General features: G+C 67.5%; 28 protein-coding genes. 16 read left to right on the top strand and 12 right to left on the bottom strand.

Translation table 11 applies throughout. The features are described from left to right. Positions 1-215 precede the first annotated feature (215 nt). Together N0B15_RS03170 and N0B15_RS03165 are read left to right on the top strand one after the other, a co-directional pair. Positions 216-1,043, top strand: a complete 828-nt coding sequence (locus tag N0B15_RS03170) for a M48 family metallopeptidase (protein ID WP_263017971.1) — start codon at positions 216-218, stop codon at positions 1,041-1,043. Between the two features lie 78 nt (positions 1,044-1,121). Beyond that, on the top strand, positions 1,122-1,619 hold the full coding sequence (locus N0B15_RS03165) for a LabA-like NYN domain-containing protein (protein WP_263017970.1): 498 nt from the start codon (positions 1,122-1,124) through the stop codon (positions 1,617-1,619). Here N0B15_RS03165 and N0B15_RS03160 read toward each other — a convergent pair. Continuing rightward, on the bottom strand, positions 1,616-1,804 hold the full coding sequence (locus N0B15_RS03160; protein WP_263017969.1) for a hypothetical protein: 189 nt from the start codon (positions 1,802-1,804) through the stop codon (positions 1,616-1,618). The genes N0B15_RS03165 and N0B15_RS03160 overlap by 4 nt on opposite strands. 133 nt (positions 1,805-1,937) lie before the next feature. Here N0B15_RS03160 and N0B15_RS03155 point away from each other — a divergent pair, with 133 nt between their 5' ends. From N0B15_RS03155 to N0B15_RS03145, 3 genes are all read left to right on the top strand, one after another. Further along, positions 1,938-2,429, top strand: coding sequence for a PUA domain-containing protein (locus tag N0B15_RS03155; RefSeq protein WP_263017968.1), 492 nt, complete (start codon positions 1,938-1,940; stop codon positions 2,427-2,429). A 92-nt stretch (positions 2,430-2,521) separates the two neighbouring features. Further along, positions 2,522-2,887: a nascent polypeptide-associated complex protein gene (locus N0B15_RS03150; protein WP_263017967.1), complete on the top strand. Its 366-nt coding sequence runs from the start codon at positions 2,522-2,524 to the stop codon at positions 2,885-2,887. 70 nt (positions 2,888-2,957) lie between these two features. After that, the gene (locus N0B15_RS03145; RefSeq protein ID WP_263017966.1) at positions 2,958-3,686 is read left to right on the top strand and encodes a methyltransferase domain-containing protein; all 729 of its coding nucleotides are present in this window, start codon (positions 2,958-2,960) and stop codon (positions 3,684-3,686) included. Positions 3,687-4,041: 355 nt separating this feature from the next. Here N0B15_RS03145 and N0B15_RS03140 read toward each other — a convergent pair whose 3' ends face one another. Together N0B15_RS03140 and N0B15_RS03135 are read right to left on the bottom strand one after the other, a co-directional pair. Beyond that, a complete protein-coding gene (locus N0B15_RS03140) occupies positions 4,042-4,350 on the bottom strand; it encodes a transcription factor S (protein ID WP_263017965.1) in 309 nt (102 codons plus the stop codon). Positions 4,351-4,405: 55 nt separating this feature from the next. After that, positions 4,406-4,660 carry a DUF5789 family protein gene (locus tag N0B15_RS03135; RefSeq protein WP_263017964.1) on the bottom strand — a complete coding sequence of 85 codons (255 nt, stop codon included), beginning with the start codon at positions 4,658-4,660 and terminating at the stop codon, positions 4,406-4,408. A 153-nt stretch (positions 4,661-4,813) separates the two neighbouring features. Between N0B15_RS03135 and N0B15_RS03130 the strand changes: the two genes are divergently transcribed. Then, positions 4,814-5,317, top strand: coding sequence for a DUF5797 family protein (locus N0B15_RS03130; RefSeq protein ID WP_263017962.1), 504 nt, complete (start codon positions 4,814-4,816; stop codon positions 5,315-5,317). A gap of 25 nt (positions 5,318-5,342) precedes the next feature. On the opposite strand, the gene N0B15_RS03125 is transcribed toward N0B15_RS03130, so the two are convergent. From N0B15_RS03125 to N0B15_RS03115, 3 genes are all read right to left on the bottom strand, one after another. Beyond that, a complete protein-coding gene (locus N0B15_RS03125) occupies positions 5,343-6,413 on the bottom strand; it encodes a DUF5787 family protein (protein WP_263017960.1) in 1,071 nt (356 codons plus the stop codon). A gap of 84 nt (positions 6,414-6,497) precedes the next feature. Continuing rightward, entirely contained in the window at positions 6,498-7,181 is a 684-nt protein-coding gene (locus N0B15_RS03120; RefSeq protein WP_263017959.1) for a DUF4013 domain-containing protein, read from the bottom strand. 246 nt (positions 7,182-7,427) lie between these two features. Then, entirely contained in the window at positions 7,428-7,865 is a 438-nt protein-coding gene (locus tag N0B15_RS03115) for a bis(5'-nucleosyl)-tetraphosphatase (protein ID WP_263017957.1), read from the bottom strand. A 109-nt stretch (positions 7,866-7,974) separates the two neighbouring features. Between N0B15_RS03115 and N0B15_RS03110 the strand changes: the two genes are divergently transcribed. The 3 genes from N0B15_RS03110 to N0B15_RS03100 all read left to right on the top strand — a co-directional run bounded on the left by N0B15_RS03110 (position 7,975) and on the right by N0B15_RS03100 (position 10,748). After that, positions 7,975-8,313 carry an uS10/mL48 family ribosomal protein gene (locus N0B15_RS03110; protein WP_263017956.1) on the top strand — a complete coding sequence of 113 codons (339 nt, stop codon included), beginning with the start codon at positions 7,975-7,977 and terminating at the stop codon, positions 8,311-8,313. Positions 8,314-8,379: 66 nt separating this feature from the next. Next, a complete protein-coding gene (locus tag N0B15_RS03105; protein WP_263017954.1) occupies positions 8,380-9,648 on the top strand; it encodes an amidohydrolase in 1,269 nt (422 codons plus the stop codon). After that, positions 9,645-10,748, top strand: a complete 1,104-nt coding sequence (locus N0B15_RS03100; protein ID WP_263017952.1) for an outer membrane protein assembly factor BamB family protein — start codon at positions 9,645-9,647, stop codon at positions 10,746-10,748. Before N0B15_RS03105 ends, N0B15_RS03100 begins: the two co-directional genes overlap by 4 nt. Before the next feature lie 44 nt (positions 10,749-10,792). On the opposite strand, the gene N0B15_RS03095 is transcribed toward N0B15_RS03100, so the two are convergent. Both N0B15_RS03095 and N0B15_RS03090 read right to left on the bottom strand, forming a co-directional pair. Next, the gene (locus N0B15_RS03095; RefSeq protein ID WP_263017950.1) at positions 10,793-11,317 is read right to left on the bottom strand and encodes a plastocyanin/azurin family copper-binding protein; all 525 of its coding nucleotides are present in this window, start codon (positions 11,315-11,317) and stop codon (positions 10,793-10,795) included. A gap of 77 nt (positions 11,318-11,394) precedes the next feature. Beyond that, the gene (locus N0B15_RS03090; protein WP_263017948.1) at positions 11,395-12,798 is read right to left on the bottom strand and encodes a geranylgeranyl reductase family protein; all 1,404 of its coding nucleotides are present in this window, start codon (positions 12,796-12,798) and stop codon (positions 11,395-11,397) included. A 170-nt stretch (positions 12,799-12,968) separates the two neighbouring features. Between N0B15_RS03090 and N0B15_RS03085 the strand changes: the two genes are divergently transcribed. Continuing rightward, entirely contained in the window at positions 12,969-13,301 is a 333-nt protein-coding gene (locus N0B15_RS03085; protein WP_263017947.1) for a 2Fe-2S iron-sulfur cluster-binding protein, read from the top strand. Positions 13,302-13,395: 94 nt separating this feature from the next. On the opposite strand, the gene ftsZ is transcribed toward N0B15_RS03085, so the two are convergent. Both ftsZ and N0B15_RS03075 read right to left on the bottom strand, forming a co-directional pair. Then, positions 13,396-14,526, bottom strand: a complete 1,131-nt coding sequence (gene ftsZ / locus N0B15_RS03080; protein ID WP_263017946.1) for a cell division protein FtsZ — start codon at positions 14,524-14,526, stop codon at positions 13,396-13,398. 133 nt (positions 14,527-14,659) lie between these two features. Further along, a complete protein-coding gene (locus N0B15_RS03075; RefSeq protein ID WP_263017945.1) occupies positions 14,660-16,075 on the bottom strand; it encodes a D-aminoacyl-tRNA deacylase in 1,416 nt (471 codons plus the stop codon). Positions 16,076-16,198: 123 nt separating this feature from the next. Here N0B15_RS03075 and N0B15_RS03070 point away from each other — a divergent pair, with 123 nt between their 5' ends. Next, positions 16,199-16,624 carry a VOC family protein gene (locus N0B15_RS03070; RefSeq protein WP_263017944.1) on the top strand — a complete coding sequence of 142 codons (426 nt, stop codon included), beginning with the start codon at positions 16,199-16,201 and terminating at the stop codon, positions 16,622-16,624. Here N0B15_RS03070 and N0B15_RS03065 read toward each other — a convergent pair. Next, entirely contained in the window at positions 16,621-17,571 is a 951-nt protein-coding gene (locus N0B15_RS03065) for a calcium/sodium antiporter (RefSeq protein ID WP_263017943.1), read from the bottom strand. The genes N0B15_RS03070 and N0B15_RS03065 overlap by 4 nt on opposite strands. Positions 17,572-17,679: 108 nt before the next feature. Between N0B15_RS03065 and N0B15_RS03060 the strand changes: the two genes are divergently transcribed. The 5 genes from N0B15_RS03060 (at position 17,680) to N0B15_RS03040 (ending at position 22,455) form a co-directional block, all read left to right on the top strand. Then, complete coding sequence (locus N0B15_RS03060; protein WP_263017941.1) at positions 17,680-18,486, top strand: shikimate dehydrogenase; 807 nt, start codon at positions 17,680-17,682, stop codon at positions 18,484-18,486. A 56-nt stretch (positions 18,487-18,542) separates the two neighbouring features. Beyond that, positions 18,543-19,175, top strand: coding sequence for a helix-hairpin-helix domain-containing protein (locus N0B15_RS03055; RefSeq protein ID WP_263017939.1), 633 nt, complete (start codon positions 18,543-18,545; stop codon positions 19,173-19,175). 151 nt (positions 19,176-19,326) lie between these two features. Next, positions 19,327-20,931 carry an aminodeoxychorismate synthase, component I gene (pabB, locus tag N0B15_RS03050; RefSeq protein ID WP_263017938.1) on the top strand — a complete coding sequence of 535 codons (1,605 nt, stop codon included), beginning with the start codon at positions 19,327-19,329 and terminating at the stop codon, positions 20,929-20,931. Beyond that, a complete protein-coding gene (locus tag N0B15_RS03045; protein WP_263017937.1) occupies positions 20,924-21,589 on the top strand; it encodes an anthranilate synthase component II in 666 nt (221 codons plus the stop codon). The genes pabB and N0B15_RS03045 overlap by 8 nt, the downstream gene beginning before the upstream one ends. Beyond that, complete coding sequence (locus N0B15_RS03040) at positions 21,586-22,455, top strand: aminotransferase class IV (RefSeq protein ID WP_263017934.1); 870 nt, start codon at positions 21,586-21,588, stop codon at positions 22,453-22,455. Before N0B15_RS03045 ends, N0B15_RS03040 begins: the two co-directional genes overlap by 4 nt. 16 nt (positions 22,456-22,471) lie before the next feature. On the opposite strand, the gene N0B15_RS03035 is transcribed toward N0B15_RS03040, so the two are convergent. Then, complete coding sequence (locus N0B15_RS03035) at positions 22,472-23,548, bottom strand: saccharopine dehydrogenase family protein (RefSeq protein WP_263017932.1); 1,077 nt, start codon at positions 23,546-23,548, stop codon at positions 22,472-22,474. Positions 23,549-23,590 lie beyond the last annotated feature (42 nt).

The following is a 23,590-nucleotide window of genomic DNA, read 5'->3' as shown; positions in this document are numbered from 1 at the left end:
CGCCACGAGCGCTCTCAGGCCCGTTTTGTAGAAGTCGGGGTCGCGTCGCTCGCGTCGACGGCTCGAACCTCGAGAGCGACGGGACACATACCTGGGGGACGGCCCTCGAGCGACTTAGCGGTTGTGTCTTCGGCCGACACTGTTCCGGATTCGCGTGTGAACACGCCACACGACATCCCGCGTGCTTTATAGGTCACGATTCCCTACCGGCGGGCATGAACAACAAGCAGTTGTACCTCAGAATGGCCGTCGTCGGCTCGATCCTGCTGGGGTTTTACCTCCTCGCAGCGGTCGTCGTCTCCGGGCTCACCGGCTTCCCACTGCTGCCGATCTTACTCGTCGGGATCGTGCTCCTCCCGGCGTTCCAGTACAAACTCGGCAAGTGGCTCGCGACCCGCGGGGCAGAGGAGATGCCCGAGACGGGCCAGTACCAGGAGATCCACCACATGACCGAGACGCTCTGTCAGCGGATGGACCTCCCGAAGCCGAAACTCATGGTGATGGAGATGGGGACGCCGAACGCGTTCGCGACCGGCCGCAAGGGCGCCGGCGTCGTCGTCGTCTCGACGGAACTGCTCGCCATCCTCGAGCGCGACGAACTCGAGGGCGTCATCGCACACGAACTCGCCCACATCAAGAACCGTGACGTGATCACGATGGTGATCGGCCAGTCGATCGGGACGATCGTCGGCTACGCCGCCTACTTCATCGTGACCGCTCTCGGCGAGCGCAGCATGGCGTCGATCATCCTCGGCATGGTCGCCTCGATGCTCGCGAACTTCCTGGTGATGCTGTTCGTCCTCGCGATCAGCCGCTACCGCGAGTACGTCGCCGACGCCGACGCGAAAGCGGCCATCGGCGGCAACGGCGATCCGCTAGCGCGCGCACTCGAGAAGATCGCTCTGGGCTCGGAGGGGCGCGAATCGACCGTCGACGACAGCGTCGCCGCCCTCTGTATCTTCAACTCGAGTGGCGGCTTACTCCAGAGCCTGCTCCGGACGCACCCGCCGGCGGAGAAGCGCATTCAGAAACTCCGAAGCTGAGCGCTACGTTCTCTCACGGCCACGTTTCAACCGCGTGAAGGAAGCTATTTTGAGTCTCGGCCGCACACTGTAGGAATAATGACAGAGATCCATCCGGGACAGCGCGTCGCCGTACTCGTCGACGCTCAGAACCTCTACCACACGGCCCAGAGTATCTACAGCCGAAACATCGACTACTCCGCGCTGCTCGAGAACGCCGTGCAGGGGCGCCAGCTCACCCGTGCAATCGCCTACGTCATCCGTGCGGATTCGCCCGAAGAGGAGAGTTTCTTCGACGCGCTCGTCGACATCGGCTTCGAGACGAAGATCAAAGACATCAAGCGCTTCTCCGACGGGACGAAGAAAGCCGACTGGGACGTCGGGATGAGCCTCGACGCGATCACGCTCGCCAATCACATCGACACGATGGTTCTCTGCACCGGCGACGGTGACTTCTCGCGACTGTGTTCGCACTTACGCCACGAGGGCGTCCGCGTCGAGGTGCTCGCGTTCGAATCCTCGACCGCCGACGAGTTGATCAGGGAGGCCGACTCGTTTCACGACCTCGGCGAGCGTCACGAGACGTTCCTGCTCTAGCCACCCTGGCGTTGTTTCTGCCGTTCCCGGGCGGCAGTGACCAGCAACACGCCGCCAGCCAGCGTGACCGTCGCGAGCGCGAGCGCCGTAACGACCAGACTCGAGTCGACGAGCGACGGACTCGCGAGCGCCGCCACACCACTGCCGACGAGCACGAGACCGAGTCCGACCTGCGTGACATCCATCTACCCACACTTCCTAACCATTCGTTATAACGTTCTCCCTTCGAGATACTCTTCTCATATGTATGCTTTGCGCCGAAATATATTGGCCGGCTGCGGTCGAAGGGCTTTCGACCGAGCCAGCACAACGGGGTGTATGAGCGACGAGCGAACCGACGACGACCTTCCGGACCTCCGTACGATCGCCGACTACCAGTTCGGCCGGGGCGCCGGGATGGCGCTGTTCCCAGCCGACGAAGCCGTGACGGTCAAACGGACGTCCTCCGGTCGCCCTCAGCAGCTACACGTCGACGGTGGCCGCCTCGTCTCCTACGGCACCGACGGGCGGTTCACGCTGGGACTCGAGGGCGGGCGACGGCTCGCTGCAGCGCTCGAGTCGCCCGCCTACCGGGTGATCGTCGACGACGAGAGCGAACCGTTCGTCCGTGACGGGAAGAACGTCTTCGCGAAGTTCGTCCGCGGGGTCGGTCCGGAGATCAGACCCGGCGACGAGGTGCTGGTGACCCACGAGCGCGGCGAGTTGCTCGCCGTCGGCCGGGCGGAGCTGTCGGCCGACGCCATCGCCGACTTCGAGTCGGGGATGGCGGTCAGCGTTCGAGACGGGGTCGCTCCGGCCGACGCCGACTAGGTGCGAACGGCGCTCGGATGCGGCGGCCAACCGGTACGCGCACAGAACGATCGTTCGGTAGTCTTTTTGCCCCGGCTGGCAACGTGACGGGTATGTTTGGAGGAGGTGGCGGACTCGATCCGCGCAAGATGGAACAGATGATGAAGCAGATGGGTATCGACGTCGAGGAACTCGACGCCGAGGAGGTCGTCATCCGCACCGCAGACCACGACCTCGTCTTCACGAGTCCGGACGTGACCAAGATGGACGCTCGCGGTCAGGAGACCTACCAGATCATCGGCTCGCCCGAACAGCGCGAGCGGGCGGACGACGAGACCGACGCCGACGCGGCGAGTGCGATTCCCGACGCCGACGTCGAGATCGTCGCCGACCGTACCGGCGCGAGCGAGGAGGACGCCCGCGCGGCGCTCGAGACCAACGACGGCGACCTCGCCGGTGCCGTCGCCGACCTCGAGTGACCGTGAGACGCCCCGCCCTCGGCCGTGGCGGTGAGACACACTCGCTGTGTAAACTCGGGGTGAGCCACCGGTGACGGTGCTGCTCACCGGCGAGGACCGCGAGTACCTCGTCGAACCGGGCGAGGAACTCGGCACCGACCTCGGTGTGCTCGAGGTGCCCGAAGACGTCGAACCGGGAGATACGCTCGAGACCCACCTCGGCACCGAGTTTCGGGTTCGCAGGCTCCGTGGGCCGGACCTCTTTCACCACTTCGAGCGCACCGGCGCGCCGATGGTGCCGCGAGACGTCGGTCTCGTCATCGGCGAGACGGGCGTCGGCACCGGTGACCGGGTGCTCGACGCCGGGACGGGAACGGGCGTGCTCGCCGCGTCGATGGCGCGCGCCGGTGCGTCGGTGCTCACCTACGAGCGAAACCCCGAGTTCGCCGACGTCGCCCGCGAGAACATGGCGCTCGCGAACGTCGACGAGCGTGTCGAGGTCCGGACGGGGAACGTCGTCGACGAGGTCGACGACCTCGCTACGGAGCGCTTCGACGTGCTCACTCTCGACACCGGCGACGCGCCGGCGGTCGTCGAACGCGCCCCGGAACTGCTCGTCGAGGGGGGCTTTCTCGCCGTCTACAGCCCGTTCGTCGAGACCACGCGGGTGGTAGTCGAGACCGCCCGCGAGAGCGGTCTCGACTCGATCGTCACCCGTGAGACGATCCAGCGCGAACTCGACGTCGACGAGCGCGGGACGCGCCCGTCGACCGCACCGGTCGGCCACACGGGCTACCTGACGGTCGCACGGCGGGAGTGAATCAGGGTCCGCGACGCGCCTTTCTACGTCGTTAGGCCACGATAATTTATCTACAACGTCCATCTCTTCGCCCGCAGTCCAGCGTCGGTAGGCCTACACACTGCGGACGGCGGGTGTGTGACGGCGTCGGACTGCCGATGGCAGTGCAGTATTCGGGCCGTGTCTATCGAGTGGCCGCGGCAGGGACCGTTTCCTTCCCTCTCGTGGCCGGGACGCCGTCTCCGGCGTCGTCCGACTCGTGGAACGACGGCGACACTGACCGGGGTCGCCGTCGTCGACGGTCACTCTGGGTCTGTGTGGTCGACGAGCACGGACGACGCTGCTGCCGGTCGTGATCTTCACCTCGAGAGAGGCGTCAGTGGTCGTCTTCGCGCCACTTGTACTCACACTCGGTGCAGATGAAAAAGCGCGTCTCTGACTCGTCGGCCGAGCGGATCTGTTGCATGTACCAGTAGGCCTTCTCGTTGCCACACTCGGGACAGCGTGCGTCCGTCTCGGGGAGGGCGCTCTCCTCGGAGGACTCGATGACCTCCGTGGCTTCCTGGCCTTCGGTCAGCGTGTAGTGGGCCGCGTCGCCTTTCGGCTTCGTGAAGTCACACTGTGCACAGACCCACGTCCCGTCGTCGGCTTTCATCATCGAACCGCACTCGTCACAGAACTCCATCGGTATCCGGGCTACGTCGGCCGAGGGACTTAAGCCACGCGTTTGCCCGTACGCCTCACCCTTCCCCCTCCGACTGGTAGGGTTCGCCGACCGCTTCGCGCGGTAAGACGTTGTGTAGCTCCGATCCGAGGTCCTCGGCCGTATCGAAGCGCGGACTCTCGATGCGCCCGACTAACTCACCGAGGTCACGCTCGCCGTCGGCGAGCAAGAGCGTGGTTCCTGCGAGCTGGTCGCTCGCGGTCGTTCGAGCGACCGGATAGGTGAGTTCCTCGAGGGCGGTCTCGACGCGGCTGAGTTTGACGGTGTCCATACCCGTCCGTTCGCTCGCCGACGGCTTGTAACGTTCCGACGGTCCTAGTGACTCTCTCGCTCGTCGATGGCTCTCGAGCGGGCTGACGGACGCTCGCTTCCAGTCGGTCCCGTGACGCAACGCAAAAGTACTCGATTCGCATACCTTCGGACGATGACGCTCTCCGAGGAAGCCACGGAACGACTGGCGGACGTCGTGGAGTTACAGCCGACGAAGAACGCCGAGTTGCAAGAGCGCTGGGGACTGGAGAGCGGCAGCGAGGTCCACCAGTACCTCGAGAAGGAGCTCAAAGACTACTACTTTCGCGACGACAACAGCCTGATCCGCGCGACCGCCGAGGCCGCAGAGCTCGTCGACGTCGAACCCGGCGTCGAAATCGACCCCGAGTCGGAGGGACCGCCCTCGCGCATCCGCGTCCCCGAACTCCACGCACAGATCGTCGCCGTCCTCGCCGGACCCGAGGAGACCTCCGAGAGCGTGGTCTCGGTGCTCCACAAGGTTAGAGACGAGTTCGACGTCGACCCGGAGACCGACGAGGTCAGACGCGGACTCCAGAGCCTCCGGCGCAAGGACGTCGTCGAAGTCGAGTACCGCACGGTGCCGACCTTTCGGCTGACCGTCGAGCGCGACGACCTCGAGGTCGAGGTCGCCGACTGAGCGCCCACGACAGCTTTCGACTCTTCTACGGCCGCCGCCGTCGCTTGCGCGCCTCGAGCAGCGCCCGACACCGCGTCCCGGGCCCGCCCTCGAGCGGCCACCCTCGCATCCGCCACGCCGGTGGCTCCGGTTCGAACGCCGGACACGACCCGCTGCACTCGGCGGCGCGCGGCTGGCGTTCGAGCGCCCGACAGTACGGCAACAGCTGTGAGCCGCGTGGCTCGCACTCGCCGTCGCGTGTCGGCCGGTCGGCGACGGCGCGCAACTCGAAGCCCCGGCAGTCCGGGCGCATCGTCTCGACGAACGAGCGCCAGCCGCGTTCGTAGGCGCGTTCGGCGATCTCGAGTCGCGTCCGCGCCTTCACGTCGGGGTCGACGTACGCGAAGCGCGCGGCCGAGGCGTCGCGTGCGGTTCCCGAGGGGCGCTCGAGGATCTGCGTCCCCGGCCGGTCGACCGCGAGCGTTCTGGGATGCCAGACGACCGACGCCGAGAGCGTCTCCGGGTCGAACGCGAGGATGCCCGCCTCGACCGGCAGGTCCTCGAACAGCGCCGGTTCGACGCGCTCGCCCGTCCGCCGGGTGGCGACCCAGACCTCGTCGGCGAGCGCCAGCGCGACGTCGAACTCGAGTTGCGCTCCCAGACGCCGGGCGGCGCTCGCGTCGAGGTCGGGTTTGTTCTCGACGACGACGAGGCGCTCGAGCCAGTCGGGGTAGGGCCACTTCCGGCGGATCTCGATGCGGTTACCGGCGCGGCGGGTCTCGAGGATGCCCCGGTCGTCGGCCTCGTGGATCGTCTCGCGGACGTAGCGCCAGGGGTAGCCGGGATCGGGGAGGGCCTCGCGGTAGTAGCCCCACTCAGCGGGGGCGTGGCCGATCACGTCGAGCAGGTTCGAATCGAGGCGCTCGGGTCCGAACCGCGCCCGCTCGCGCAGGCCGTCGGGATCACACTCGAGGACGAGCGTGTCCCACCGGCGGTCTCTCGTCCCCAGCTGGCGCGCGACGATGACGGCCGAGTCAGCCGCCGGCCGCCAGCAGCGTTCGGCCCAGCGACAGACCCGGAGTTCGAACGCGAACTCGCTCGTGGTCGCTCGAGTCACTGACGGGGGTTCGTCCGCGGTGACTAACAAGCTGTCTGCTCCGCTCGTGGGGTGGACGCCAAAAAACGCGGGTAGTCGACTGTCTTACGCTGGGGCCGAGGGCTGGTTGGTCGCCCGCGCGCTGTCTCCCGTCCGGTTCGCGTACGCCACGCCGAACATCCGCATGATGGCGACGTTACCGTAGAACTGGACGAACGGCACGAGGATCAGTCCGATGAACGTGATCGCCAGGACGAACGTGACGATGTACGTGATGACGGCGATGACCAGCGGGAACAGGACGGCGACGAGGTAGTCGACGCTGAGCACGACCGGTTTCAGTGCGCCGAAGTCGAACGCTGCCCCGATCGATCCCTCCTTCGCGAAGTTGGTCAACGCGGCGGGGACGACGTAGTAGATGGCGAGTAAGACCGGGAGGAACAGGAGCATCGAGAGCAATCCTGCCAGGAACCCGCCGCCGTCGCCGCCGATGGCTGCGCTGCCGCCGACCAGTACCGCCGAGACGATCATGTAGAGGACGACGGGAACGATCGCGTAGACGAGTGCGATCACCATCGCGAGCAGTCCGTCGACGAGGAGTTTCCCCCAGTCCTCGAACGCCGGTGGCTCCTCGTCGCCGTCCGCCGTCGTTCTGAGCACGTTCACGATGTAGCCCATGAAAATGAGCGCCGGGAGGATCAGCCACGCGAAGAGCAGCAACACACCGCCGATAATCGTTCGTTTGGCCCACTCACCGCGTGCTGGGTACGAAAGTCCATCTTCTATCATTGTATCACAATCCCAGTACCTGCGTCTCACGAACACTATTTATATGTTCTTGCCTGTCGATTTCGACGAACCGGTCACCGGTCGCCGTTTATCGTTATAGAATCTTCGATAACTCTCAGAAAATGTCTCCCTTCGGCCGAACAGGTGCCGGCTGGCTGCCCACGTCGACAGTTCGGCGCCTTCCGGTCTGGACACCACTCGAGCCAGCGCGTCCGCTCTCGCCCCCACCGACGGTCACCGGGTAGCTCAGTAGCCGCCGTTGGTCTCGAGTTCGTCTAAGAACTCGTGTGCGTGCTCTAAGATCTCCCGTGGGCCGTCCTGTGTGACGGTGTTGACCGCCTGTTCGTAGTCGCGCCACTGGAGGTCGCGGTGTTCTTTCGAGAGCTCCGCGCTCGCTTCGAACGATTTCGCGACGAAGAGGTGAACGGTCTTGTGGATCGTCGTGCCGTTGGCCTCGAAGACGTAGTGGTAGTCCTCGCGAAAGCCGTCGAGTAGTCTAAACTGGTCGATACCTGCCTCTTCCTTTATTTCGCGGATCGCCGTCTGCTGTAGTTCTTCATCTCCCTCGACACCGCCCTTTGGAAACTCCCAGTCGCCCGGGCGGCTCTTGAGTAGAAGATACTCGCGCCGGCCCCGCGTGTCGCGGAAGAGGATCGCACCTGCGCTCGTAGCTTCGACTGCCATTACACCGGATAGTGTGTGAGTGGTAAAGAGAATATCGGAGTGGCCGTCTCTCGAAGCCATCTCAGCAGATTTTTACGCCTCGGCCGTGGACACGAATAGCAGAACGTCCATGACATTCGTCACCCGCCTCACGCTTCAGAGCGGCGACCGGGCCGCCCTCGACGGCACCGTCGACGACCTCAAAGCCACCGCAGCACGCAAAGGCGCGGCGCTGAAGGGACCACACTCCCGTCCGCCGCGTACGCTCCGTGTCCCCCAGCACTGCCGTCTCCACGCCGACGACGAGCGCACCTTCTCCTCCTGGGACTACACCGTCTTCACCCGCGACCTCGAGATTCACGGCCACGACGAGTTCGCGCGCACGCTCGCCTCCCGGAGCTTTCCGGACTCGGTCCACGTCGAAGTCGAGATCGAACAGATCCACGGCATGGGCCGCGGGCGCAACTGACGCGCCGTTCGCCGTCGCCGCCCGGCCTGTCGCCACGCTTTAGCCCGCTCGCCTCCCGCTACGGTCATGGACACGGACGGACTGATCGCGCTCCGGCGCGACCTCCACCGACACCCCGAACCCGCCTGGTGTGAGTTCTACACGACCGCGCGCATCCTCGAGGAACTCGACTCGAGAGACGCCTCCTGTGCCGTCGGTCCCGACGCGCTCGCCGGCGAGAAGCGCCTCGCCGTCCCCGACGCCGACGAGCGCGGACGCTGGCTCGAGCGCGCGCGGGCGGCCGGTGCCGACGAAGAAGTCCTCGACCGTCTCGCAGGCGGCTACACGGGCCTGGTGGCGACGCTCGAGCGGGGTGCCGGCCCGACGGTCGCGCTCAGAGTCGACATCGACGCACTCGCGCGCCCGGAGTCGGCCGACCCCGGACACCGCCCCGTCGCCGAGGGCTTTCGATCCGAACACGAGGGAGCGATGCACGCCTGCGGCCACGACGCGCACGCGGCGATCGGCGTCGGCGTCATCGACGCCGTCACGGCGAGCGACTTTACGGGCACGCTCCGGGTGTTCTTCCAGCCCGCAGAGGAGGTCGTCGGTGGCGGGGCGGCGATGGCGAAGGGTGGCCACCTCGAGGACGCCGACGCACTGCTCGCGGTGCACGTCGGTCTCGACCACCCGACCGGCGAGGTCGTCGCGGGCGTCGATGGCTTCCTCGCGGTCACTCACCTCGAGGCGACGTTCACCGGCGAGTCGGCCCACGCGGGCGGCCGTCCGGAGGCGGGACGGAACGCGATCCAGGCGCTGGGGACGGCCATCGAGAACCTCTACGGAATCTCGCGACACTCGGACGGGGCGACCCGCGTCAACGTCGGCGTCGTCGAGGGCGGCAGCGCGGCGAACGTCATCGCCGAGGAGGCTCACCTCGTCGCCGAGGTTCGTGGCGAGACGACCGAACTGATGGAGTACGTCGAAGAGCGAGCGCGCACCGTCCTCGAGTCGGCCGCGGCCATGCACGACTGTGCCCTCGAGACCGAGGTCGTCGCCCGGGCACCCAGCGCGCGGAGTGACGACGGCCTCGTCTCGCTCGTCGCCGACGTGGCGAGAGCTGTCGAGGGCGTCGAGACGGTCCTCGAGCGCGACGAGTTAGGCGGGAGCGAGGACGCCACGTTTCTCATGCGCGAGGTCCAGCGACACGGCGGTCTCGCGTGTTACGTCGGTATCGGAACCGACCACCCCGGTGGCCACCACACGGCGACGTTCGACGTCGACGAGGAGAGCATCCGCCACGGTGTCGAGGTCCTCGCGGGAACGATCGAGCGGATCGGCCGCGAGAGGGTGTGACCGGTGACTCCACTCGAGCGAGCACGTCGGCCGAGGGTGCGGTGACGCCCCCCGAGACGCTCGGCGGGACGCCGGGCCAGCACTACTGTCACGACGCCGTCGTCCCGGCACGTGAACCCGCACTCGCCTGGTCACGGTCCGACTTCGAGGTGACCGCCGCGCCGTTCGTCGCCGACGGGCGGCTGTACGTCTCGCTCGACGGTGCGTTCCTCGCGCTCGATGCGGCGAGCGGCGACGTGCGTTATAAGGTGACGATGCCCGGGAGGTCTACCCCGCCCGCCGTTCTCGAGGAGACGCTCGTAGTCGGCGGCTACGGCATCGACAACTACCTCTACGCGCTCGAGCGTGAGACCGGCGAGGAGCGCTGGCGCTACCGGTGTGGTGCGTCGAACGCGGGCGTCCACCGGGCGCCGGTCGTCTCCGAGGGGCGAGCGATCTTCGCTGCCGGGCGGACCGTGCGCGCCGTCGAGGTCGAGACCGGTGAGCGACTGTGGTCGTGTTCACTGGGTGGGCGAACGTCACACTACCCGGTGTCGGTCGCCGACGGACTCGTCGTCGCCAGCCGCGACGACGGCTACGACAACCAGTGGCTCGTCGCCATCGACGCTGATACGGGCGAGGAGCGCTGGACCGTCTCCACTCCTGGCCTGCTGTCACCCACCCCAGTCGTCGCCGGGGCGGTGTGGTACGTCGACCGCGAGCAGACGCTCCACGCTCGAACACTCGACGGCGAGGCGTACCTGACGGTCTCCCTGGGCGAGGGCGACCTGCGCTGGCGTGCTCACCTGGCGTCCGACGGCGAGCGGCTCCTGGTCGCCGTCGGAACCCGCCTCGCGGCGCTCGACCTGTCTACCTTCCAGTGGGACTGGGTGGTCGCCTCGAGCGGTCTCCTCGGCCAGCCGATCGTCACTCCCGAGTGGGTGTACGTCGCGACGTGTTCACACCGACTGTACGGACTCGACCGCCACAGCGGGGAGACGCACTTCGACGTCGACACGGGCGTGCGCTCGAGGTACGCGTGCGGTGTGGGCGACAGAAGGGTATACGTCGCCGGTTCGATGGCCGAACACGAACTGCTCGCCTACGGCGACGGCCGCTGATCGAGCACTCGAGTTCGGCCCCACCGGACGACCACGTGGCGACCTCAGTGGTCGTCGTCGTGGCTGTGGTCGTCGTCGTGGCTGTGGTCGTCGTCGTGGCTGTGGTCGTCGTCGTGGCTGTGGTCGTCGTCGTGGCTGTGGTCGTCGTCGTGGCTGTGATCGTCGACGTGTCCCTCTTCGACGTACACCGTTCCCACCATGTCTCCCTCTTCGTGGGGTTCACAGACGAACTCGTACTCGCCGGGCGTCTCGAAGGTGAAGACGTGTTCGTCGCCCTCGTCGATCGGCCCGTCCGAGCCGTCCCACCCGCCACCGTCGGGCTGATCGGTCGGGACGACCGTGTGGCCGCTCGAGGCGGCGACCCAGTGGACCATCGTCCCCTGGCTCACCCGAACCTCGTGTGGGTCGAAGGCGTCCTCACCGTCGTCACCGACGGCGATCTCGAGGTGGGGTTCGCCGGTGTGATCGAGCGCGTCGTCCTCGCCGTCACTCAGACAGCCGGCGACGGCCACTGCTGTGCTCACACCGACCGCCGTCACCACGTCTCGCCGCGTGAGAGTCTCCCTCATCTTCCGAGCGTTCCATACATGTAGCAATAACTGTCATTGGTTATGTGATTGAATAACTGCTGATGAGAATAACCCGGTCAGTACTTCGGATCGGCGCCGGTCGTCTCGTAGACGGCGTCCATCAGGTGGTCGCGTTCTGCCTGCCAGTCTGCGAACCGGTCGGGACTCGAGGGGTAGCGCTCGTAGTGGGCGAGAATCTCGTCGGCGCGGCGTTTCGTCCGGTAGAGGTTCCAGATGGTGCCCCAGTGGCCGCGACTCTTCAGTAGCGCCTCGAGTTTGAGTTTCAGACCGATGTTCGTACTGCCCGAGTAGAGTGCCTCGGCGAGTTTGTCGCCGGGCATCGCGGCGAGCAAGCCCATCAGGTCGTCGACGTCGACGGCGGTCGAGAGAATGTTGTAGACGTCGAGGGCGGCGTAACGCGCCCCGTAGTGGTCCATCACGCGCTCGTTGTACCGCCAGAGGGTGGCTTCGCTCACGTCGCCGTCGTCGATGGCTTCGATCACCTGCTCGCCGGCGTACTTCCCGGCGTAGGCTGCACCGGCGATGCCGCCGCCTGTCGTCGGGTTGACGTGGCCGGCGGCGTCACCGACGGCGACGAAGCCGGGGTGGATCGCCGAGTCGTAGGGTCGACGCGTCGGCAGCGCCGCGCCGAGTTTGTCGCTCACGCGTGCGCCCGAGAACTCGGGGCGGTCTCTGAGGTCGCGTTTGAGGTCTTCGACGAGTTTCATCGGTGCTTCGGTCATCTGGAAGCCGAGTCCGGCGTTGATCTCCGTCTCCGTCCGCGGGAAGTACCAGAGGTAGCCCGCCGCGCGCTCGGTCGGTTTGAACACCAGCGCGTCCGACCACTCGACGGGTTCCTCGACGTGGACGATTTCGCGGTAGGCCGAACAGAACTGCGAGTAGTTGACGTTCGTGTCGAACGTCGAGCCCGCGAAGTCGACTTTGTCCTGGAGCAACGAGAGCGACCCTGCCCCGTCGATGACGACCTCGGCGTGGTACTCGAGCGGTTCGCCCCGGCGCATCGCGCGGACGCCGGTGACACGGCCGTCGTCGTCCTGGAGTACGTCCTGGACGACGGTGTCGTAGTGGAAGTCGGCTCCGGCGTCGTCGGCCCCCTCGATGATCGCCCGGCCGTAGGCGAAGCGGTCGATGACGGCGAGTTCGCCGGGGACCGGAATCTCGAGGACGGTATCCTCCTGTGGAATCTCGAAGCGGCCGTGGTCGACGTCCGTGTTCGTCATCGCCGGCTCGAGTCTCGACTTCGGAATCGCCTCGGGGAAGGCGTCGGCACCTTTCAGCGCGTCGCCGCAGGCGATGTGGCCCGCCTCCGATTCGGTCTTTCGCTCGAGGACGACCACGTCGTAGCCCTCGCGTGCGATGGTCGCGGCGGCGTAACAGCCCGATGTGCCAGCCCCGACGACGACCACGTCCGGTGTCTGGGTGCCAGCGCCGGGCGACGCCGACCCGTCCGTTGTGCTCATACCCCGTGTGTTCACCGAGACGAGAAAACGTTTTATGTGTGCATGGGTGCGCCGCGGCGGCCGGTTTTCGTCTCACCGAGCGGACGTATCTCGCTTCCGAAATTTCGTTGCTCCCACCACGACAGATCGGTACTAAAAGAGTTTTAGTGGTCTCTGCCGTAGCGGCCGCTATGACAGAGTACACCGTCGAATTCGTCGGCACCGGCGAGACGATCACCTGCTCGGAGAAACAGACCATCCTCAGCCGCTGTCTCGAGGAGGGAATCGCCCAGGAGTACTCCTGTCGCGTCGGCATGTGTCTGGCGTGTACGGCCGAGATCATCGAAGGCGAGGTCACCCAGCCTGCTGCCCGCGGGTTCACCGAAGAGGAAGCCGAGAACTACGCGCTGACCTGCATGGCCCGGCCGCTCTCCGATCTCAAACTCGAGCGCGGGAAGTATCCACCGAGTATCGAAGCGGACGCGGAGACAGCGGCCGACGCTGGCGCGGCCGCTGACGATTAGCGAAGCGCTCTCGAGCAGCCGACGAGAAGAACCGTTCTATCTTCTGCAGTCCGATCAGTCGACGAGAAGAACCGTTCTATCTTCTGCAGTCCGATCAGTCGACGAAGTCGATGTCACTCCCCTGCTGGGCGGGGGCTTCGGTCTCGGGCCGGCCGTAGATCTGTGGCGACTCGACGCCCGTGACGACGATCATGGTTCGCATGCTGCCCTCGAGCGACTCGTCGATGGAGGTTCCCCAGATGATGCGCGCGTCGGGGTCGATCCGGTCGTAAATCTCCTCGACGACGCCCTCTGCTTCCTCGATGGACATGTCGTTGCCGCCGGTGACGTTGACGAGTGCGGAACTCGCTCCCGAGATGTCGACGTCGAGCAGCGGCGAGCGGAGTGCGGTCTTCACCGAGTCCTGGGCTTTCGCCTCCGAGTCGGATTCGCCGAGACCGATCATGGCGACGCCGCCGCGTTCCATCACGGTGCGTACGTCGGCGAAGTCCAGGTTGACCAGGCCGGGTTTGGTGATGAGTTCGGTGATGCCTTTCACCGAGCGCATCAGGACCTCGTCGGAGACTTTGAACGCCTGGCGGACGGGGAGTTTCCCGACCGAGTCGAGCAGGCGGTCGTTCGGGACGACGATCACGGTGTCGCTCACGTCGCGCAGGCGCTCGAGTCCGGCCTCGGCGTTGGTGCGTCGCACCTCACCTTCGGCGGTGAACGGCGTCGTGACGATGGAGATGGTGAGCGCGCCGGACTCGCGGGCGGCCTTCGCGACGACGGGGGCGGAACCCGTCCCGGTGCCGCCGCCGAGACCTGCCGTGACGAACACCATATCGGCACCTTCGATGGCGTCGTAGATGTCCTGCTGGCTCTCGAGAGCGGCCTCCTCGCCGACCTGCGGGAGCGACCCCGCGCCCCGTCCGGAGGTCTTCTGTTCGCCCATCAGGATCTTCGTGTCGGCTTCGATCTCGACTAAGTGCTGGACGTCGGTGTTCGCCGCGACCAGTTTCGCGCCGATGATGCCCTCGTCTTGCATGCGGTCGACAGTGTTGCCGCCTGCGCCACCACAGCCGACGACCGTGATGTCCGTCTGGAGGTCCTGGAGGACGTCGGCCAGTTCCTCGTCGGTCATCGTTCCGGAGGGGTTCGCCCCGCGCGAGTCCTCCGAGTCCGGGACTGGCTCATCCTCCCGGTTTTCGGCCTCGTCGATGGCGTTCTCGACAATTGAGTCCATTCTTGACCCACCCTAGCAGGGCGAGCGTAATTATCTTTCCCCCCGACCGTCAGACGCGTGTCTGACACCCAACCCATAATTACTTTTGACACACACGCGCGGAAAAATCGAATGACTGCGTGCGGTCGGCCGATTACTCCTCGCTCGAGTCGCCGGTAAGTGAAAATTGCCGTACCCGTTCGACGTGGACGTCCGCGGGCTGCACACGCTCGCCGTCGACGGTGACCGACTCGCCGCGGGTGAGCGCGCCGAAGTCGGGTCCCGCCTCGACGCCGAGGGCGCGGGCGCGCTCCGGGTCGAACGCCTGGGTCCGGGCGACGACCTGCCCTGCCTGCGCTGGCCCATCGTCTGCCTCCTCCACTTCTATGCGAACCTCGTCGTAGGACGCCTCGAGAATCCCCGCGAGGTCGCCGACCAGGCCGAGATACGCACCCTCACCGTCTGGAAACGCCGCCCGCGCCCCGCTTCGGCTCGCCCCGTTGCTCGTCTCGAACGCGACGGTTCGGCGCTCGAGCGCCGCCCGGACCGCGTCGGGGTCGACCCCTTCGGCGGCGGCGACGAGGTCGGTCGGGAGGTCGACCACCGAGAACGCTCCCCGGTGTTCGCCGAAGCGGACGCCGTCGTCGACCGCCCCCAGTTGGGTTTCGACTCGCTCGACCGCCGTGAGCGGCCGGTCGCCGACCTCGCGCAGCCACGTCTCGCTCACGACGCGGTGACCCAGGTCGGTGACGAGCGCGGCGAGGTCGGGGTGGTCACCGTCGACGACGGCGACCGTCGCCGCACTCGCCTCGAACGCGCGCCCGATCACCCGCCGGCGGGTCTCGCTCCCGGCGTCACTCGCTGCGAGCGCCTCGAGCCCCCAGTCCGACGCGACGTGGCCGACCGCCCACGGCGTCTCCCGACCGATCCGTTCGAACCGCGGCGCGTAGTGTGGACCGCCGAGACCGACGACGTGGCGGCGTGGCGTCGGCTCGCCGTGGCTCTCGAGTCGGTCGCCGTCCGCCGCGACGCCCTCGAGTGCGAGGATGGCGCGGGCGACCGCCTCGGCACCCGCGGGGTCGTCCCACTGCTCGTCGGCGCTCCCGAGTTCGGCGAACAGCGACGGACAGCCGACGTCGGTCGGACCGTGGTGGGTACACTCGAGACCGACCTCGTAGCCGTCGGGGGCGTAGCGCTCGAACGCCTCGAGCAACGCGGCGAGGGCGTTCGGGGCCGCCTCGGCGAGTGCGTGGTCCTCGCCGCCGAACTCCGCCGGGCCGACGTTGCCGGTGAAGTGTCCCGTCAGCAGCGGGCCGGTGTCGCCCGCGTGGCGCGAGGCGAACACCAGAAACTCGGGGTCGCCGTCGAACGCCTCGACGGGCCGCTCGAGGTCTAAGTGGCGCTCGTCGAAGCGTCTGAGTTCGAAGCCGCTCGTCCGGTACCACCTGCCGCCGCCGTCGCCGTCGGCTCTCGAGTCGTCGATGCGTTCCTCCCAGTCGGCCAGCGCGAGGAGGTGCTCGCAGATGTGACTCGAGGCGCGGTCGGCGCGGCTCTCGACGATGGCGATCACGCTCGTCTCTGGGCGGGCGAGCCCTGAATACGCTCCGTTTTTTCGCCCGTGGAATCGGTCCGTGACGCTCGAGTCGTGTGCGACCACGCGAGCGTATACGAGTGTGCAGTTCGTACGCGGGGCATGGATCCACACGTCAGTATCGTCACACTGGGTGTCTCCGACCTCGAGCGTTCGATCGCCTTCTACCGCGACGGTCTCTCGTTGCCGCTGCGAGAGCGTGACCCGGACGACGACATCGCATTCTTCACGCTGTCTGGTACGTGGCTCGCGCTGTATCCGTGGGACGCGCTCGCCGAGGACGCGACCGTCTCCCCGACGGGTGATGGCTTCTCGGGGGTGACGATCGCCCACAATACCGACTCGAGAGACGAGGTCGATGCGGTGCTCGCCGAGGCCGAGGCGGCCGGTGCGACGATCGAAAAGCCCGCCCAGGACGTCTTCTGGGGCGGCTACTCGGGGTACTTCGCGGATCCCGACGGCCACCTCTGGGAGGTCGCGTGGGATCCACATTCGGCGACGCAGGCAGCGGAGACCGCCGACGACTAGAACAGGAGAGAGACGAACACGACGTAACAGCCGACGAGTACCGCCCCGTCGAGGCGGCTCAGCCGACGGCCGTAGCCCATCATCGCGACCAGTAGGAGGGTGAAGGCGACCAACGCCGGGAGCTGAAACCGGAGTACCGAACTCGAGATCTCGATCGGGACGATCAGCGCGACGATGCCGAGCACGGCGAGCACGTTGTAGATGTTCGAGCCAACGACGTTGGCGATGCTGAACTCGGTCTTCCCGCGGAGCGCGCCGACGACCGACGCCGCGAGTTCCGGCAGCGAGGTACCGAGCGCGAGGACCGTGAGTCCGATGAACAGATCGGAGAAGCCGAGTTCGGCGAGCAGGCTCGTCCCGCCGGTGATCAGCCAGCGCGAACCGACGACCAGCGCGAGCAGGCCGCCGAGGACGAACGCGACGTCTCGCGGGTTCACCCCCGCTCCGGCACCCGGTTTCCTCGTGTCGACCGTCAGCGGATCGGCGTTGACGTAGTAGACGAGGTAGCCGGTGAATCCGGCGAGGGCGGCGAGTAAGACCACGCCCTCGAGTCGGCCGATGGTGCCGTCGGCTCCGAGGACGACCAGGAGGAGCGCGGCGAACACCATGAACGGGACGTGACGGCGCATGACGGTGTTGCTGATCGACAGTGGCCGGATGAGTGCCGAGAGACCGAGGACGAGACCGATGTTCGCGATGTTCGAGCCGATAATCGCACCGAGACCGATGTCCGAGGAGACGTCGAGCGCCCCGATCGTCGCGACGAACAGCTCCGGTGCGGTGGTCGCGAAGGCGATCACCGTCACGCCGACGGTCGCCGCGCGCAGGCCGAGACCGAGCGCCAGCCGTCCCGCCCCGGCAACGAGCAACTCCGCGCCACCGAACAACAGGAGCACGCCACCGGTGAGGAACGCGATGGAGACGACAGTACTCTCGGTGGCGACCATGCCTGTGGCTACTCTCGAGCGTCCTAAAAACCGTCCGGAACCGGCGGGGGAACACCGACAGGTGGCCACTCCGTATCGATTATACCGCTCGCCCCCAGAGGGGTGGGTATGTACGTCTTCGGTCTGATCGGCAACCCCGTCGGTCACTCGCTCTCGCCACCGATGCACGAAGCCGCCTACGACGCGCTCGGTCTCGAGGCGCGCTACGTCACCTTCGAACCGACTCGAGAGACCTTCGAGACGGCGCTCGAGGGCGCAAAAGCGCTCGGCATCACCGGACTCAACGTCACGATTCCGTTCAAACAGGACGTTCTCGCCTCCCCGCTCGTCGAGGCGGACGACCTCGCGACGCGCATCGGCGCGGTCAACACCCTCGACTTCTCCGGCGAGACGGTGACCGGCCACAACACCGACGCCAGCGGAGCGCTGCGCGCGCTGACCGACCACGAGGTCGCGCTCGAGGGGGCGACGGCGGTCGTCGTCGGCGCGGGCGGGGCGGGACGGGCCATCGCCTTCGGTCTCGCCGACGCCGGGGCGAGCGTCTCGGTCGCGAACCGGACCGAGTCGGCCGCTCACGGCCTCGCGGACGCGGTTCCCGGCGCGTCGGGCCACGGACTCGAGGAACTGTCCTCGCTGCTCGCCTCGGCGGACGTGCTGGTCAACGCGACGAGCGTCGGCATGGAGTCCGACGAGACGCCGGTGCCCGCAGACGCGCTCCACGGCGACCTCGCGGTGATGGACGCGGTCTACCGGCCACTCGAGACGCGCCTGCTCCGCGAGGCGGCCGCGGCGGGTGCGCAGACGGTCGACGGCGCCTGGATGTTGCTCTATCAGGGTGTCGACGCGCTCGAGCGCTGGACCGGCGAGTCCGCGCCGGTCGAGGCGATGAACGAGGCGCTGCGTTCGCGCCTGTAGACCGTCTGTCGCTAATCGGCCGGCTTTAAGTGTCGGAACCCACTACTCTCGAGGCAATGGCAATCTTTCAGAAACTGAAATCGCTGCTGGGGCTGGGCGGGTCGGGGTCGGCCGACCGTCCTGGCAGTGACGTCTCGGTTACCGTCGAGCGTGAGCGTGAGGAGTCGCCGGTCTCGGCGGACGAACCGGACGAGACGGGCGACGACACCAGCGAATCGGTTACTGCGGACGCCGTGCGCTCCGAGACGAGCGAGACCGACGAAGCAACCGACGACGCCGACGACGCCGACGAGGAGGTGGCGGCCCCCGATGCTGAAGACGCCGCCGACACCACCGAGGAGGACGTCGACCCGGACGAGCCGGCCGCAGCGGAGACGACGGCCAGTGCCTCGACTGGGTCGCTGATCGAGCAGCCGGAGGACGATTCGGCCGCCGAACCGGCCGAAGTGGCGGGTCCCGACAGCGACGACGCGGTCCCCGACGCCGAAACCAGCGGCGAACCCGCAGTCGAGTCCGAATCCGTCGACGTGATCAAGGGGATCGGCCCGGCCTACGCCGACCGCCTGAACGGTGCGGGTATCGAGACGGTCGCCGACCTTGCGGCCGCCGACGCGGACGACCTCGAGGCGGAGACGGACGTCTCGGCGACCCGTATCCAGGGCTGGATCGACCAGGCGAAGGTCCGCTGATATCGCCGCTCTCGCGGCCGTTCACCGACCGTAACGCCGGCCGGACGCACCCGCTCTCGCGTTCATCGATGCGGTGGGCGTCCGTAGCAAGGTGCCGGCGGAATCGGCAGAAACCGCAAGAGGATTACGCGGGCGGTACGTTTTCGTGACTATGAGGGATCGGGTTCGGGTGGAGACGACGGCGGCGGCGTTTCGACACGCCAGCGACGACGCGCCAGCGGGCGCACGTATCCCCGTCGAGGTCCGAACCCGCGTCGACGATCCGTTTCTCGCCTACCGGCGCGCTCGAGACGCGTTCGACGGTCCGGGGGTGTTCTTGGAGACGAGCGGCGGCCAGCCAGGTGGGAACTACTTCGGTGTCGACCCGCTCGAGCGGCTGACGGCGTACCCCGACGCGGCCGTCCGCTCGCAGGCGGCTGACGGTGTGACGACGGCACCATCACTCGCCGCACTCGAGGGGCTGCTGGCGGGTGAGACGCTCGTTCGCGGCGACTGTTCGGTCGCCTACCCCTGCGGTGTCGTGGGGTGGCTCTCCTACGACGTGGCGCGCGAACTCGAGGCGTTGCCCGCGTCGGCCGTCGACGACCGTGGGCTGCCCCACCTGGAGGTGGCGCTGTTCGATCGGCTGGTCTCCTGGGAGTCGCCGGCCGAGACCGACGAGGGCGGACTCGAGGTCCGGATCACGGCGTGTCCGCGCGTCGAGGACCACGACGCGGACGACGCCTACGAGCGCGGTCTCGAGCGGGCGCTGGAACTCGCGGACGTACTCGGAAGCGGTGAGCCACCGCTCGAGGAGCCGCCGGTACGCGCCGACGAGGCGCGCTTCGAGAGCGCCTGTGGCCGCGAGGCGTTCGCAGAGCGCGTTCGCCGGGTCAAAGCGTACGTCCACGAGGGCGAGACCTTCCAGGCGAACGTCTCCCAGCGGCTGGTCGCCCCGGCGGCGGTCCACCCGGTCGCCGCCTACGAGGCGCTGCGCAGTGTCAACCCCGCGCCGTACTCCTGCCTGCTCGAGTTTCCGTCGGCCGACCTCGTGAGTGCGAGTCCCGAACTCCTCCTCGAGCGGGTCGGCGACGGGTTGCGGACGGAGCCAATCGCGGGGACGCGTCCGCGGGGGGCGACCCCAGCGGAGGACGCGGTGCTCGAGGCGGACCTCCTCGGTGACGAGAAAGAGCGCGCCGAACACGCGATGTTAGTCGACCTCGAGCGAAACGACCTGGGGAAGGTCAGCGAGTACGGTAGCGTCGCCGTCGAGGAGTACCGGCGGGTGGATCGCTACTCCGAGGTGATGCACCTCGTCTCGAACGTCACCGGCACCCTCAGAGGCGACTGCTCGCTCGCCGACGCCATCGCGGCGGTCTTCCCTGGCGGGACGATCACCGGCGCGCCGAAGCCCCGGACGATGGAGATCATCGACGAACTCGAGTCGACCCGGCGCGGTCCCTACACCGGCAGTGTGGGGTTGTTCGGCTTCGACGGCCGGGCGACGCTCAACATCGTGATCCGGACACTGGTCCGCTACGGCGAGGAGTACCACCTCCGGGTGGGGGCGGGTATCGTCCACGACTCGGAGCCGTACCGCGAGTACGAGGAGACGCTCGATAAGGCGCGCGCGCTCGTCACCGCCGTCGACGAGGCTCTCGGCGACCGGGCGGCGATGACGGTCGACCTCGAGACAGACGGCGGCCGCGCACTCGAGGGTGCGAGCGAGCGGCGTGAGGGTAACGGCCACGCCAACGCGGGTGATCGCGGTGTCTGAGGACGTTCGCATCCTCGTCGTCGACAACTACGACTCGTTCGCCTACAACCTCGTGCAGTACGTCGGCGAGGTGGCCGACGAGGTGCTCGTCGAGCGAAACGACGCGCTCACCGTCGCCGAGGTGTGCGACCTCGAGCCGACGGGCATCGTCGTCTCGCCGGGACCGGGGACTCCCCAGGAGGCGGGCATCTCGATTCCGCTGTTCGCGGAGACCGAGATTCCCATCCTCGGGGTGTGTCTCGGCCACCAGGCGCTGTGTGCGGCCAACGGTGCGCCCGTCGTCCACGCGCCGACGGTCGTCCACGGCAAGCCCTCGCGGGTCACCCACGACGGCCGCGGACTCTTCGAAGGGCTGCCGGAGACGTTCCAGGTCGGCCGGTACCACTCACTCGCCGTCGAACGCGAGGACTTACCCGCGCCCCTCCGCGAGACCGCCCGGACCGCCGACGAGCGCGGCGTCCTCATGGCGGTCGCCCACCGCGAGAAACCACACCTCGGCGTCCAGTTCCACCCCGAGAGCATCCTGACGCGCGAGAGTGACGACGGCCAGCAGGCCGGCACCCCTTCGCTCGCAGGCGAACGCATCTCACTCGAGGTGGGCAAACGCCTCATCGAGAACTTCTGTGCGTTCGCCACCAGGGAGCGGAGTGTGCGATGACGACCTACTACCACGTCGACGGCGACCTCGTCCCGCGTGCCGAGGCGACGGTGTCGGTCGACGACCGTGGCTTTCGCTACGGCGACGGCGCGTTCGAGACCCTCCGGGCCTACGGCGGCGACCTCTTCGAGTGGGCGGCTCACGCCGAGCGCCTCGAGCGAACCTGTGACGCGCTCTCGCTCGAGCACGGTCTCTCACGGGAGGCGCTTCGCGACCGGATCGACGAGACGCTCGTGGCGAACGACTTCGCAGACGCTTACGTCCGCCTCTCGATCACGCGCGGCGTCCAGCCGGGGACGCTCACGCCACGGCCCGCGGTCGAGCCGACGGTCGTCGTCTACGTCAAACCGCTTCCGCGGGGCGGGCTCGAGGGTGAGCCGGTCTACGACGGCCCGGCGACGCTCCAGACGGTGAAAGCCCGGCGCGTCCCGGATGCGTCCCTTCCGGCGGCGGCGAAGACGCACAACTACCTCCCGGGGATCCTCGCACGCACCGAACTCTACGACGCCGACGAGGCGCTCGTGCGCGACCTCGAGGGCTACGTCGCCGAGGGGACGACGAGCAACGTCTTCTTCGTCACCGAATCGGGACTGCACACGCCGACGACGGCGGGACCGGTCCTCCCCGGCATCACACGGGCGGTCGTCCTCGAGCTGGCCGAAGAGGCGGGGATTCCCGTCTCCGAGGGCTTCTACGAGCCGACGGCCGTCCGCGAAGCCGACGAGGTGTTCCTCACGAACACCACCTGGGAGGTCAGACCGGTGACGAGCGTCGACGGACTCGCGGTCGACGCGGGTCCGGTGACGGCGCTGCTCTCGCGGCTGTTCGACAAACGCGTCGAACGGACCTGTTACGGCGGGACCTGAGGACGCATTTCGCGCTTCAGGCGACCTCGCGAGTCTCGAGTAAGGGACCCTCGACGCCCGAGCACTCGGTGACGACCTCGTGGCCGAAGGCGGTGACCGGGGTCTGAAAGCCAGCGTCGACGCCACCATCGAGGAGTCGCTCGGCGGCGACGACGGCCGACTCGGCGGTCAGCGTGTAGGGGTCCGGCGTCTCGAGCCTGGCGCTGACCGTCCGTTCGCCGTCGGTCACTTCTCCCCAGATCGTCACCCGGTCACGTTCGCGTTCGGCCGGGGAGGGGTCGCCGACACCGACGTCGACCAGTCGCTCGAGCGCCGCTCTGAGCGGCCGTGAGCCGAGCACGCGCTCGAGCGAGAGCGTGTCGTTCGCTCGCATCGCCCAGATCGCGGGGTTCGGTACGTCGGCGAAGCCGGTGACGTTTCCGATGCCGGTGCTGTAGGGGGCGGTGACGATGTCGCCCCAGGGAGCCGTCACCACCCTCGTCGGTCCCCGGCCGTCGCCGAAGTCGACCTCGCGCGTGTCGTGGGCGCGTGGGACCCGGTACAGCTGCCCGTCCCGGCGGATCAGTCCACCGTCACCGAGGTACCGGAGCAGCGTTCGGGCGGTGCCGCGCGAGAACGACGGCCTCCCCGAGATCGCGAGGGTGAGGTCACTCGCCGTGGGCAGTTCGCCGGCGAGAAAGCCTGCCAGACAGTCCGAGGGGACGACCTCGAATCCGACGCCGGGGAGGAGCGTGACGCCCGCGTCTCGCGCTCGCTCGTCGGTCGCCGCCAGCCGAGCGAACACCTCGTACTCGCCCGTGATGTCGAGGTAGTCGGTGCCCGCCTCGAGACAGGCCGAGACGAGCGAGTCGGCGGTGTCGACGAACGGACCCGCGCAATTTACGACGGCGTCGAACGGCTCGAGTTCGCCGCCGAGCGTGGCGTCGTCCTCGATGGCGAACGCCCGGTGCTCGAGTCCGTGGGCGTCCGCCTGTTCGCGGAGCCGATCCGGATCGCGCCCGGCGAGGACCGGGGCACCGCCTCGAGCGAGTGCTTCGCGGACGATCAGGTCGCCGGTGTAGCCGTACGAGCCGTAGACGAGAAGGGTGTCCATCGTCGTCTTCATTCCAAGAGGTCCTAAATCAATAACATTTAT

The sequence above is a fragment of the Natronobiforma cellulositropha genome, assembly GCF_025629245.1.
GTDB lineage: Archaea > Halobacteriota > Halobacteria > Halobacteriales > Natrialbaceae > Natronobiforma > Natronobiforma cellulositropha.
Note: the sequence above shows the minus strand (reverse complement) of the source record. Positions and strands in the feature narration are given on the sequence as shown.